Source organism: Kribbella sp. NBC_00889, from assembly GCF_045207705.1.
GTDB lineage: Bacteria > Actinomycetota > Actinomycetes > Propionibacteriales > Kribbellaceae > Kribbella.
Map to the genome: position 1 here is coordinate 8,527,496 of NZ_CP108783.1, position 11,778 is coordinate 8,539,273.

Sequence of the window (11,778 nt, forward strand, 5' to 3'; positions counted from 1 at the left end):
GTCTCCACCTTAACGCAGTTCTCAGTTGCGTTTACGCCACGAAGCACCGTAGTGTTTTAACGCAGTCAGGGACTGCGTTTAGGCATCGACAGGTGAAAGAGGGAACGAGTCTTGAGCGCGTACGAAGACACTGCGACGGCTGCACCGCCGATGGGTCGATCGAGCCGGGCAGCGTTGCTCGCGCTGACCTGCTTGGGCCAGTTCATGGTGCTGCTCGACAACACGATCGTCGGCGCGGCGCTGCCCGACATGCAGCAACGACTGCACACCCAGTTGACCGGCCTGCAATGGATCGTCGACGCCTACGTTCTGCTGGTCGCCATGCTGCTGCTGTCCGGCGGAGTCCTCGCCGACCGGTTCGGCCGCAAGCGGGCGTATCTGGCCGGTGTCGCGGTGTTCACCGCAGCATCCGTACTGTGCTCCCTCGCACCGTCGATCGGTTGGCTGATCACCGGGCGGGTGTTGCAGGGGGTCGGTGCGGCAGCGCTCAGCCCGGCCTCCCTGGCGTTGCTGGCCTCCGCGTATCCCGTGCCTCAGCAGCGAGTCAAGGCGATCGGGCTGTGGGCCGGACTCAGCGGCATCGGTCTGGCCGCCGGGCCCGTGGCCGGCGGAGTGCTGGCAGATGCCTTCGGCTGGCCGGCCATCTTCCTCGTCAACGTGCCGATCGGTGTCGTCCTGCTGCTGGCCGGTCTGCGCGTCCTGGGCGAGTCCCGCAATCCGAGCGCCCCCGCAGTCGACATCCCTGGGACGATCCTGTCCGTCTTCGGGGTAGGGGCGCTGACCTACGGGCTGATCGAGGGCGGGTCCCGCGGCTGGACGTCGCCAGTGATCTTGGGCAGCTTCGCCGCCGCGACCGTGCTGCTCGCGTGCTTCGTCGCAGTCGAAGGCCGTCGGGTGGCGCCGATGTTGCCGCTGCGGCTGTTCCGGCAGCGGCTGTTCACTGCGGCCAACACGGCGATGGTCGTGGTCGGGTTCGCGCTGATGGGCTCGTCGTTCTTCTTCTCCCAGTTCTTCGTGTACGTGCAGGGCAGCTCGCTTCTGCAGGCAGGCCTGCAGACCCTGCCCACCTCACTCGCGATGGTCTTCGTCAGCCCGTACGCAGGCCGACTCGCCGCGCGGTACGGCTTCCGGATCGTGGTCACCATCGGGCTCGCGGTGGCCGGGATGGGGCTGCTGACCCTGGGCATGGTGCACGCGGACACCGGCTACGGGAATGTGTGGTGGCGGCTTGCAGTCGTCGGCATCGGCTTCGCGTTGACGATGTCCCCGCTGACCGGCGCCGCCATCCAGGCGGTCAGCCCGCAGGAGGGAGGCCTCGCCTCGGGGATCAGCAGCACCACCCGGCAGATCGGCGCGGTGCTCGGCGTCGCGCTGCTCGGAGCCATCGTCCGCACCAGGGAATCCGGCGGCGGCTCCTTCGAATCCGGCCTCGACAGGGCCTTCGTCGTTGCCGGCGCCGTCACCTTGATCACCGCCATCTTCACCGGCCTGCGGCTGACGAGGTCCGACCCCACGTAAGCCTTGCCCGGGACCTGCAGGCCATCAGCCACCGAGGGCGAGTCCGATGGCTAGGCCGAGGGCGTAGAGGAGTTCGGTGAGGCCGGTGCCTTTGAGGACGGGGATGAGGGCTGGGCCTACTGCGTCGCTGAGTACTACTCGGATGGACTGGACGGCCAGGGGGATGGCGATGAAGGCCAGGAGGGTCCAGGGGGTTGCGATTGCGGAGGCGGCCGCCAGGACGAACGCCAGTACTACGAGGGCGGCGTACAGGCGGCGGGAGTTTGCGGCGCCGAGGACTACGGCGAGAGTGCGTTTGCCGGTGACGGTGTCGGTGGGGATGTCGCGGAGGTTGTTGGCGACCAGGAGGGCGCAGGCGATCGACCCGATCGAGACCGCACCGGCCACGGCCGTCCAGCTCAGCGTCTCCGCCTGGACGTACGTCGTACCTAGTACGGCGACCAGCCCGAAGAAGAGGAAGACGCTGACCTCACCCAGCGCGCGGTACCCGTACGGCCTCTTCCCACCCGTGTAGAACCACGCACCGAGTAGAGACGCCGCCCCAGCGACCAGAAGCCACCAGTTGGAGGTGGCGGACAGGATGACCCCGAGTACGGCGCCCACGCCGAAGCAGGTGAAGGCTGCGGTCTTCACCTGTCCCGGAGTGGCGACCTTGGAGCCGACCAGGCGCAGTGGGCCGACCCGGTTCTCGTCGGTGCCGCGGATGCCGTCGCTGTAGTCGTTGGCGTAGTTGACGCCGATCTGCAGCGTCAGAGCGACGCCGAGCGCGAGCAGCGCCTTCCACCAGACGAAGCCGTCCAGGTACGCGGCCGCACCGGTTCCGACGAGGACAGGGGAGATCGCGGCGGGCAGCGTGCGTGGGCGCGCGCCTTCGATCCACTGGGCAGGGGTGGCCATGACCGTCGATTCTGTCAGCCGCGAGTCGAAGGTCCGAAGCCGGGCCGTACGCTCGGAGTGACATGTCTAGCCTGCGCCTGGTCCCCGGTACACCGGATGCCGTGTTGTCCGCGTTGAGCGGCGTACTGGACGGCAGTGGTACGCCGTTCGCTCCAGTACCGTCCGATCCGGCCGCGGCCGCCCGCGTCAGGCAGGCAGCCGCACCGGACGAGCCGCTGGAGGACGGCTGCGCTGTGGTGCTGACCACATCCGGGTCATCCGGTGAGCCCAAGGGCGTACTGCTCTCCCGCGACGCCCTGCTCGCGTCCGCGATCGCCACGCACGCCCGCCTCGGCGGACCGGGGCAGTGGCTGCTCCCGATGAAGCCGTACTTCGTCGGCGGCCTGCAGATCCTCACCCGCTCGGTGGTGGCCGGCCAAACACCAGTGATGCTCGGCGAGAGCTTCACCGAGGCGGCCGCGTCGATGACCGGCCCACGCCGCTACACCGCGATGGTTCCGACGCAGCTAGCGCGCTACCTGGACACCGATCTGGACGCGCTGCGGTCGTTCGACGCCATCATCATCGGCGGCGCCGCCAGTCCGGCTCCGCTGAAGGCCCGTGCCGCCGCGGCCGGCGTCACAGCGATCCCGGCGTACGGGATGACCGAGACCGGCAGTGGCTGTGTGTACGCCGGTGAGCCGCTGGACGGTACGTCGATCGCGCTGGACGATGGGCGGGTCCTGATCAAGGGCACCACGCTGTTCTCCGGGTACCGGCTGCAGCCGGAGCTGACCGCGGAGGTGCTGCGGGACGGCTGGTTCCGGACGCAGGACCGCGGCGAGATCGTGGACGGGCGTCTGCGCGTGATCGGCCGGATCGACGACGTGGTGATCTCCGGCGGGGTCAACGTCACCCTGACCACCGTCCAGGCGCGGCTACTGGAGCATCCCGGCGTGAAGGACGCCGTAGTGCTGGGAGTGCCAGACGCGGAGTGGGGGACCAGAGTGGTCGCCTTCGTCGTCGGAGAGCCCGGCCGCGACGAGCTGCGGGACTTCGTAGCGGAGGCACTGCCGCGGACCTGGGCGCCACGCCAGGTGGTTGCCCTGGACACCTTGCCGATGCTTGCCTCGGGCAAGGTCGATCGGCAGGGGCTGCTGGAGACCGTGCGGTGATCACGTACTCGATCGGCCTGAAGAACAAGTTCCGTGGCATCACCGTGCGCGAAGGCATGCTGTTCGAGGGCCCGGCGGGCTGGGCCGAGTGGAGCCCGTTCCTGGACTACGACGACGCCACCTGCGTTTCCTGGCTGCGGGCCGCCCGCGAGGCGGCTGTCGACGGCTGGCCGGCGCCGGTGCGGGACGTCGTACCCGTGAACTGCACGGTGCCGGCGATCGGTCCGTCGAAGGCGGCGGAGATCGTCCGGGCGTCCGGGTGCGGCACGGCCAAGGTCAAGGTGGCCGAGCCGGGGCAGACGCTGGCGGACGACCTGGAGCGGGTGGAGGCGGTGCGGGACGCCATCGGCGCGGGCCGCGTGCGGATCGACGCCAACGGCGCCTGGACCGTGGACGAGGCTGTGAAGAGCCTGAAGGAGCTGGCCCGCTTCGACCTGGAGTACGTCGAGCAGCCGTGTGCCGCGGTGGAGGACCTGGCCGCGGTACGACGGCGTACCGACGTACCCGTGGCAGCGGACGAATCGATCCGGCGAGCCGAAGACCCGCTGCTGGTGAAGAAGCTGGAGGCGGCGGACATCGCCGTACTCAAGGTGCAGCCGATCGGCGGAGTCCGTGCCTGCTTGGAGATCGCCGAGCAGATCGGACTACCTGTGGTGGTGTCGTCCGCACTGGAAACGTCAGTGGGGATCGCCGCCGGCGTCGCACTGGCTGCCGCCCTTCCGGACCTGCCCTACGCATGCGGCCTCGCCACGGTGTCGATGTTCACCAGTGAGGTCGTCGCGGAGCCGCTGCTGCCGGTGGACGGCCTCCTGCCGGTCAGACGCGTGCAGCCGGACGCGGCGCTGCTGGCCGCGGCCCGTGCGGATGCGACCAGGACCGCAGTGTGGGAGGAACGCATGACCCGTGTGCAGAAGAGGAGTGCTGGATGAACCCGTCCACAGCGTTCGCGACGGTGGTGGTCGACGAGCTGATCCGGAGCGGCGTGCGCGAGGCTGTGGTTGCCCCCGGTTCGCGCAGCGCCCCGCTGGCGTTGGCGTTCGCCGCTGCGGACCGGGAGGGACGACTGCGGCTGCACGTCCGGATCGACGAGCGGACGGCGGGCTTCCTCGCGATCGGCCTGATCCGCGGGACCGGACTGCCGGTACCGGTGGTGACAACCTCCGGCACCGCGGTCGCCAACCTGCACCCGGCAGTCCTCGAGGCGTCGCACAGCGGCCTGCCCTTGATCGTCCTGAGTGCGGATCGCCCGCCGGCGCTGCGGGGGAGCGGAGCGAACCAGACGACGGATCAGTTGAAGGTGTTCGGCTCCGCCGTGCGGCTGTTCCACGAGATGGGTACGCCGGTACGTGAGGTCGGGCAGGTGGCCTACTGGCGCTCACAGGTTGCCCGCGCCGTGGCCAACGCGGTGGGAGCACGGTCTGCCGATCCGGGCCCGGTGCAGCTCAACTGCCCGCTGTCAGAACCGCTGGTGCCCACCGACGGTCCCGACTGGCCGGAGTCGCTGGCTGGTCGTAGTACCGGGCCTTGGACCGCCGTGCACGCGGCCGGCGGACCGCCGACGGCCGTATCGCCCGGCCCGAAGACGGTGGTGGTTGCAGGCGATGGTGCGTCGCAGGCGGCGCGGCTGGTGGCAGAGGCGGGTCAGTGGCCGTTGTTCGCCGAGCCGTCCAGCCGGGCACGGATCGGTCCGGCGGTCATCTCGGCGTACCGGTTGTTGCTGCAGGCCAACGCTTTGGCGGGCGAGATCCAGCGGGTGCTGGTGTTCGGGCACCCGACGCTGTCCCGGCCGATCTCCAAGCTGCTGGCCCGTCCTGACGTCGAGGTGGTTGTAGTCTCACCGACCGGGCCGTGGCCGGACCCGGCCCGCCGCGCCGCGTCTGTCGTCACCGGGCTGGAGGTCACCGGCGCAGACACCACAGACTGGCTGGAGCGCTGGCAGCGGGCGGACCAACTGGCCCGCCCGGCGATCGACAAGGTCGTGACGGACGGCCTGACCGGACCGGGCGTCGCCGCCATCGTCGGTGAGGCGGTCGGTGCCGACGGCATGCTCGTGGTCGCCTCCTCGAACCCGGTGCGCGATCTCGACCTCGCTCCGGTGGTTCCGATCCGGACCATCGCCAACCGCGGCCTGGCCGGCATCGACGGCACCATCTCGACCGCCGTCGGCGCGGCCCTCGCGAACGCCGGGCCGACGTACGCGCTGATCGGCGACCTGGCCTTCCTGCACGACTCCAACGGCCTGATCATCGGGCCCGACGAGGCGCGGCCCGATCTGCGCATCGTGGTGGTGAACGACAACGGCGGCGGCATCTTCTCCACCCTCGAGCAGGGCGATCCGACCCACGCCACCCACTTCGAGCGGGTCTTCGGCACACCCCACAACACCGACCTCGGTGCGTTGTGCGCCGCGACCAGTACGCCGTACACGCTCGCGGAAACGCCAGAGACTCTCCGCGCCGCACTCACCCGTACGGTCGCCGGTGTGGACGTTGTCGAAGCCCGGATCCCGCGCACCACCCACCGCCCGGTCACCGAGGCGCTGGTGGCAGCACTCAGCCAGCAGTAACCGCGACCCGGGCCTTCTTCGAGGGCTGCAGCGTGCGCAAGTGGTTGAGCAGCGGCGCGATGGTTGCGATCGCCAGCGCCGTGGTGGTGAGGATCGGGATGGTCGCACCGCGCAGCGACGAGTTGAGTGGCGCGGCGATGGTGAAGATCAGACTGACCGCGGTGATGGTGGTGGTCAACCGCCGGCCAGGCCGGGCAACGGCCAGGAACGGCAGACACCACAGGAAGTACCAGTCGTGCGCCGTCGGCCCCAGCAGGACCACGGCCAGCAGGGCGATGCCGACAGCCCGCGCCGCGTGATGGATGGACGACCGCAGGCTCAGTACGGCGATCAGCGTTACAGCCAGAACCATGCCGACCAGTCGGACGATCTGGAGCGACTGCTGCGCGGCGGTGTCCTCGCCCAGCCACTCCAGTACGCCGGACGCCGCCATGCCGATCAGATTCGCGATGGAGAACGGCGAGCGGACCAGCCCAGGTACGTCGAGCGCACCCAGCCACCCGGAGCCCACACCGGTCAGTTCGCCAATCGTCATCAGCGTGAGAACCGACACCGCGCCGGCAATCACCAGACTGGCGAAGCGGAGCGCCCGTCCGGCCAGCGGACTCATCACAGCGGCGATGGCGATGACCACGAGCCCACCAGGTAGCTTCACCGCAGCCGCAGCACCTGCGATCACAGCCGCCGTACCCCAGCGGCCGGTGAGGGCCAGAGCGAAGGCGCTGCAGGCCAGTCCGAGCATCAGAATGTCGTTGTGCGCGGCGCCGATGCCATGCGTGATCAGCATCGGGTTGGCAACCACCAGCCAGGTCGCGATCGCCGGATCGCCGCGGCAGGCCGTCGCCAGCCGTGGCACGGACCAAGCGATCAGCACGATGCCCAGGACAGCGAGGAGCCGGTGGGTCAGCATCAGGACGTACGGATCCATCGTCAGGTGGGCCATCAGGCCGCCGTACGCGAGTGGCAGCGGCCCGTACGGCGCCGGAGTCTGCATCCACATCGGATCGACCGCTTCGACGATGTGGCCGGACAGTACGCCGGGGCCGACCTCGTACGGGTTGTACCCCTCGGCCACCAGTGCGCCCTGCGCGGCGTAGCTCCAGGCGTCCCGGCTGAACAGCGGCGGGATCAGCAGCAGCGGTGCACTCCAGTACGCCGCCATCCGCAGCAACGGTGTGCGCTGCCCAGTCATCACCTGGTGCCCCGCCGACAGCCAGGCCCAGGCCATCAGCCCGAGCCCGGCCACCATGAACGAGAGTCCGACCATGCGGCCGGCCAGAGTGGTCCGCAGGTCGCCGGTGATCGGCAGCTCCGCCACCCACGACGAGGGCGGCACCACCGAGGTCACCAGACTCGCGACGGCGACGACGGTGGAGCCGACCACTCCCCGGATCATCAGCGAGCGCACAGCCGGAGGTTAGGCAGGCCGGGCAACTCCCCGATGAACAACAACTTGCGTCAGGCGGATTCCTTGCGGAAGGTGCGGGCTCCGACGGCCAGTCCGACGACCGTCAACAGCACGACCCAGAACAGGCCCCACAGCGACGACGAGCTGCTGATGTCGCCGCGGAACAGCGAACGGACGCCGTTCACCACGTGCTTCAGCGGGCTGATGTCGGACAGCCGCTGCAGCCACGTCGGGCCGATCTGCATCGGCAGCAGGATGCCGGACAACAGCAGCAACGGCATCGCGATGCCGTTCAGCAGTGGGGCCAGTGCGTCCTCGCTCTTGGTGATGAGCGCGACGGAGTACGACAGCGAGGCGAAGGTCGCGCCGAGCAGGGCGACGATCACCAGCGACAGCAGTACGCCGCTCCACGGTGCGCGCAGGCCGAGGGGGATTGCCGCGACCAGCAGGAGGATGGACTGGACCACGAGTACGACGACGTCACGCAGTACCCGGCCTGCCATCAAGGCGATGCGAGACGCCGGCGTCACCCGGTCGGCCTCGATCACACCGGCCCGGTACTCCGCGATCAGGCCGAAGCCGACGAACATCGCACCGAACATGCCGAGCTGGACGATCAGGCCCGGGATGAACACCTGGTAGGCGTTGGTGGTCGCGCCCTGGCTGATCTGCGCGGTGATCGGCTTCAGCAGCGGGCCGAACAGGAACAGGTACATCAGCGGCTGGCTGAGCATCAGGATCGACCACATCGGGTTCCGCAGCGACAGCCGCATGGCCCGGTGGAACACGATCCAGGTCTCGCGAAGCGTGGTCATGCCACCGCCTCCTGCTTCTCCTCGGTCTGGGCCGGGGTGATGTCCTCGTCGCGCAACGACCGGCCTGTCATGCTCAGGAACACGTCGTCCAGCGTCGGACGGTGCACCTCGACCCCCTGCAGCTCGATGCCCTGGGCATCGATCGAGCGGAGCAGCCCGGGCAGCACCGACCCGCCGCGCGGGATCCGGAAGCCGACCACGTCGCCGTCGGTCTCCACCTCGACCGCACCGTCCAGTTCGCTGACGATCTTGCTCACCGTCGGCGCCTGGCCTGCATCGGCCAGACTGAGCCGGACCGCGTCGCCGGAGACCTGCTGCTTCAGCGCCTCAGGGGTGCCGGCGGCAACGATCTTGCCGTGGTCGATGACCAGGATCCGGTCGCACAGCGCGTCCGCCTCGTCCAAGTAGTGGGTGGTGAGGAAGATTGTCGCACCGCGATCGCGCAGGCTGCGGATGTGCTCCCACAGGTTCGCCCGCGCCTGCGGGTCGAGGCCGGTGGTCGGCTCGTCCAGGAAGATCAGCTTCGGCTCGTGGATCAGCCCCATCACGATGTCGAGCCGGCGCCGCTGGCCGCCGGACAGCGTCTTGCACTGCCGCCGCCACAGCCCGGGCAGGTCCATCTCCTCGAACAGCCGCTGACCGTCCGCGGCGGCCTTGGCCTTCGGTACGCCGTACAGCCGGGCGTGGTCGACGACCTCGTCCCCGGCGATCGCCTCGGGCAGTGTCGACCCACTCTGCGGCACGTAGCCGATTCCACGCCGTACGCCGACCGGGTCCTTGGCCAGGTCGCAGCCGGCCACGGTCGCGGTCCCGCTGGTCGGCTGGATCAGCGTGGCCAGCATCCGCAGCGTGGTGGTCTTGCCGGCCCCGTTCGGGCCGAGAAAGCCGACGATCTCCCCGTCGGCGACATCCAGATCAACCCCCTGCACGGCCTGCACCGGCCCGCGCTTGGTCTTGAAGGTGCGGACAAGTCCGCGAGCTTCGATCATCATGCGGACAGTCTGAGTGATCAACATTGACTAGTCAATGTTGATTAAAACTCGAATCAGGTCACTTCCCGGAGCGGTCCGGGCCGTCGCCGGAGCGGTCGGGGATCTCGCGCCAGTGGGTGACCATGCCGGGGTACGGTTCCCAGTCGGTGGGTTCGCCGGCGAACGCGTAGGCGCCGTCGGCGACGCGTTGGTGGAACTCGCGGGTCCACTCCAGCTCGCCCTTGTCCCGGGCGGTCGAGATGCGGAACATCTCGACCACATGGTTGGGGGTGGCGGGGTCCTCGAGGATCTGGCGTTCGGAGAACGGCTCGGCCTTGAGCCACGACTCCACCTGGGCGACGCGGGCCTCGAGGGCGGCCAGGACCTCGTCCCGGCGCAGCGACCAGAGGAAGGCCAGCGCCGCCTGCATCTTGTCGGGGTGGAAGCTGTCGACCGTCCAGAGCATGCCGCGCAGCAGCGAGAAGTACTCCGTCTCGCCGTCGCTCGTCAGCTTGTAGGAGGTGCGGCCCGGCCGCTGGTCACTCTCCTCGAGCTCCTGCAGGTAGCCGTGCTTGGCCAGCGTCCGCAGCCCCGTGTAGATCGAGCCCGGGTTGATGTTGGCCCACTGCTCCACGTCCCAGGTGAGCAACTCACGACGCAACTGATAGCCGTAGGCCGGCTGGAAGATCCGCACGACCCCGAGCAACAGCAACCGCGTGGTGGACATGCTCGCAGTGTAAATCCGGGCGCCCTGAACAGCGGTCAAGGCGTAGTCTCCCGGAGCATGGATGTGCGTGTGACGACCGATGCGGCCGCGTTCGAGCAGACCGTCTCCCCTTTCCTGCAACGTGATCCGGTGCTGCACACCCTCATCCTGAGCAACGTCCGCCGGCGCGCGACCGGCACTGCCCGCGCCGAGTCCGGGCCGTCGTACTTCGTCTCGGTGCATGACGGTGACGTGGTCGGGGCGGCAATGCGGACCTCGGGGCGGGCGGTCTACCTCGGCGCGCTGCGAGCCGACCTCGCGGAGCCGGTGGCCGAGGCGTACGCCGACGTACTGCCGGAACTGGACGGTGTCGCGGGCGATCGGCCCGCGGCCACGCGGTTCGGGCAGCGGTGGTGTGAACTGCGCGGCGGTCGGGCGACCGAGACCATGGCGACCCGGCTGCACAAGCTGGGCACCCTCACGCCACTGACCGCAGACGCCGGCCATCCGCGACTGATGCGCGCGGACGAGCTCGACCTGGTCGGCGCCTGGGGAGTCGATGGGTTTCCGCACGAGCTGCGCACCGGCCACCGGGAGTGGGCCGAGCAACACCTGGACCAGGAGACCCTGTGGATCTGGGAAGCCGACGGTGAGCCGGTGAGCATGGTCGGCTACCGCCTTCCGACATTCGGGGTGAGCCGGATCGGCCCGGTCTACACCCCGCTCGACCAGCGCCGGCACGGGTACGCCGGGGCGCTCACCAGTCACGTGTCCGCGCTGATCCTTGCCCAGGGCAACCAGGCGTGCCTCTACACCGATCTGTCGAACCCGACGTCCAACAAGATCTACCACCAGGCCGGCTACCGCCCGGTGGCCGACTTCGTCGACGTGGAGTTCGCCGCGTGATCGCCCGAAGCACAGGTGATCCGGCGGTGTTCAAGGACCTCGTCTTCCCTTTCCTGCAACGCGATCCGGTGCTCAACTCGGCGCTGCTGACCGGCACCGAGGACCGGATCCGAGGCATCCTGGCCGATCCTGAGCCACCGGTCTTCGTCTCGGTACATGACGGCGACGAGGTGGTCGGCGCGGTCCTGGGTACGGCGTTGCGCGGGATCCTCCTGGGTAACCTGCCCGCCGAGCTCGTGCCGGTCGTGGCCGATCCGCTGGCCGAGGCGGCACCGCACTCGATCGGCGTCACAGGCAGGGAGGACGCGGTGCCCTTGTTCGCCGAGCTGTACTCCGCGCGGACCGGGAGAAGTTCGCGCGAAGTCGAGCGGAGCAGGCTGCACAAGCTCGGCCGGTTCGTCGAGCAGAAGGCGGACGGTGCGCCGCGGCCGGCGGCGGAGACGGACCTTGCGGTGCTCACGCCGATGTTCGGCGCCTACCGTGCCGAGGCCGGTCACGTGGCGGAAGGCGCGGCGGAGGACCGGCGCTGGCTGGAGCAGCGGATCGAGCGCGGACGCCTGTGGGTGTGGGAGGACGAAGGTCGCCTCGTGAGCCTGGTCGGGCACCAGAGCCCGATGTTCGGCGCCGTCCGGATCGGGCCGGTCTACACCCCACCGGAGTCACGCGGCCGCGGCTACGCCAGCGCTCTGACCGCCGAGGTCTCGCGGCGCCTGCGGGAGGCGGGCGACGAGGTCTGCCTGTTCACCGACCTCGCCAATCCCACCTCCAACAAGATCTACGCCGCCATCGGCTTCCACCCCGTCCAGGACTTCGTCGGCCATACCTTCACCTGACGTG

At 69.4% G+C, this 11,778-nt stretch carries 11 protein-coding genes; 6 read left to right on the forward strand and 5 right to left on the reverse strand.

Annotated elements, in window-relative coordinates; translation table 11 throughout:
• Window positions 1-111: 111 nt before the first annotated feature.
• On the forward strand, window positions 112-1,518 hold the full coding sequence (locus tag OG817_RS42025) for an MFS transporter (RefSeq protein WP_406050601.1): 1,407 nt from the start codon (window positions 112-114) through the stop codon (window positions 1,516-1,518).
• A gap of 24 nt (window positions 1,519-1,542) precedes the next feature.
• On the opposite strand, the gene OG817_RS42030 is transcribed toward OG817_RS42025, so the two are convergent.
• Window positions 1,543-2,415, reverse strand: coding sequence for a 1,4-dihydroxy-2-naphthoate polyprenyltransferase (locus tag OG817_RS42030; RefSeq protein WP_396392496.1), 873 nt, complete (start codon window positions 2,413-2,415; stop codon window positions 1,543-1,545).
• A 62-nt stretch (window positions 2,416-2,477) separates the two neighbouring features.
• Between OG817_RS42030 and menE the strand changes: the two genes are divergently transcribed.
• Genes menE through menD form a run of 3 tightly spaced genes read left to right on the forward strand, consistent with a single transcriptional unit; the run spans window position 2,478 to window position 6,135 of the window.
• Entirely contained in the window at window positions 2,478-3,569 is a 1,092-nt protein-coding gene (menE, locus tag OG817_RS42035; RefSeq protein WP_406050602.1) for an o-succinylbenzoate--CoA ligase, read from the forward strand.
• Window positions 3,566-4,498: an o-succinylbenzoate synthase gene (locus OG817_RS42040; RefSeq protein WP_406050603.1), complete on the forward strand. Its 933-nt coding sequence runs from the start codon at window positions 3,566-3,568 to the stop codon at window positions 4,496-4,498. The genes menE and OG817_RS42040 overlap by 4 nt, the downstream gene beginning before the upstream one ends.
• On the forward strand, window positions 4,495-6,135 hold the full coding sequence (menD, locus tag OG817_RS42045; RefSeq protein WP_406050604.1) for a 2-succinyl-5-enolpyruvyl-6-hydroxy-3-cyclohexene-1-carboxylic-acid synthase: 1,641 nt from the start codon (window positions 4,495-4,497) through the stop codon (window positions 6,133-6,135). The genes OG817_RS42040 and menD overlap by 4 nt, the downstream gene beginning before the upstream one ends.
• Here the strand turns inward: menD and mptB are convergent.
• Genes mptB through OG817_RS42065 form a run of 4 tightly spaced genes read right to left on the reverse strand, consistent with a single transcriptional unit; the run spans window position 6,122 to window position 10,056 of the window.
• Entirely contained in the window at window positions 6,122-7,543 is a 1,422-nt protein-coding gene (gene mptB, locus OG817_RS42050; protein ID WP_406050605.1) for a polyprenol phosphomannose-dependent alpha 1,6 mannosyltransferase MptB, read from the reverse strand. The genes menD and mptB overlap by 14 nt on opposite strands.
• Window positions 7,544-7,593: 50 nt before the next feature.
• Window positions 7,594-8,358 (reverse strand): ABC transporter permease, encoded by a 765-nt coding sequence (locus tag OG817_RS42055; RefSeq protein WP_393380642.1) that lies wholly within the window; start codon window positions 8,356-8,358, stop codon window positions 7,594-7,596.
• Window positions 8,355-9,350, reverse strand: coding sequence for an ATP-binding cassette domain-containing protein (locus OG817_RS42060; protein ID WP_406050606.1), 996 nt, complete (start codon window positions 9,348-9,350; stop codon window positions 8,355-8,357). Before OG817_RS42060 ends, OG817_RS42055 begins: the two co-directional genes overlap by 4 nt.
• 58 nt (window positions 9,351-9,408) lie before the next feature.
• Window positions 9,409-10,056 carry a PadR family transcriptional regulator gene (locus OG817_RS42065; RefSeq protein WP_396392490.1) on the reverse strand — a complete coding sequence of 216 codons (648 nt, stop codon included), beginning with the start codon at window positions 10,054-10,056 and terminating at the stop codon, window positions 9,409-9,411.
• A gap of 57 nt (window positions 10,057-10,113) precedes the next feature.
• Between OG817_RS42065 and OG817_RS42070 the strand changes: the two genes are divergently transcribed.
• Window positions 10,114-10,941: a GNAT family N-acetyltransferase gene (locus tag OG817_RS42070; RefSeq protein WP_406050608.1), complete on the forward strand. Its 828-nt coding sequence runs from the start codon at window positions 10,114-10,116 to the stop codon at window positions 10,939-10,941.
• Window positions 10,938-11,774, forward strand: a complete 837-nt coding sequence (locus tag OG817_RS42075; RefSeq protein WP_406050609.1) for a GNAT family N-acetyltransferase — start codon at window positions 10,938-10,940, stop codon at window positions 11,772-11,774. The genes OG817_RS42070 and OG817_RS42075 overlap by 4 nt, the downstream gene beginning before the upstream one ends.
• The last annotated feature ends 4 nt before the right edge of the window (window positions 11,775-11,778 follow it).

What these genes read in the sequence shown, in the direction of transcription:
- OG817_RS42030 (WP_396392496.1), bottom strand. Translation starts at nt 2,415, where the DNA reads ATGGCCACCCCTGCCCAGTGGATCGAAGGCGCGCGCCCACGCACGCTG.
- menE (WP_406050602.1), top strand. Translation starts at nt 2,478, where the DNA reads ATGTCTAGCCTGCGCCTGGTCCCCGGTACACCGGATGCCGTGTTGTCC.
- menD (WP_406050604.1), top strand. Translation starts at nt 4,495, where the DNA reads ATGAACCCGTCCACAGCGTTCGCGACGGTGGTGGTCGACGAGCTGATC.
- OG817_RS42055 (WP_393380642.1), bottom strand. Translation starts at nt 8,358, where the DNA reads ATGACCACGCTTCGCGAGACCTGGATCGTGTTCCACCGGGCCATGCGG.
- OG817_RS42060 (WP_406050606.1), bottom strand. Translation starts at nt 9,350, where the DNA reads ATGATGATCGAAGCTCGCGGACTTGTCCGCACCTTCAAGACCAAGCGC.
- OG817_RS42065 (WP_396392490.1), bottom strand. Translation starts at nt 10,056, where the DNA reads ATGTCCACCACGCGGTTGCTGTTGCTCGGGGTCGTGCGGATCTTCCAG.
- OG817_RS42070 (WP_406050608.1), top strand. Translation starts at nt 10,114, where the DNA reads ATGGATGTGCGTGTGACGACCGATGCGGCCGCGTTCGAGCAGACCGTC.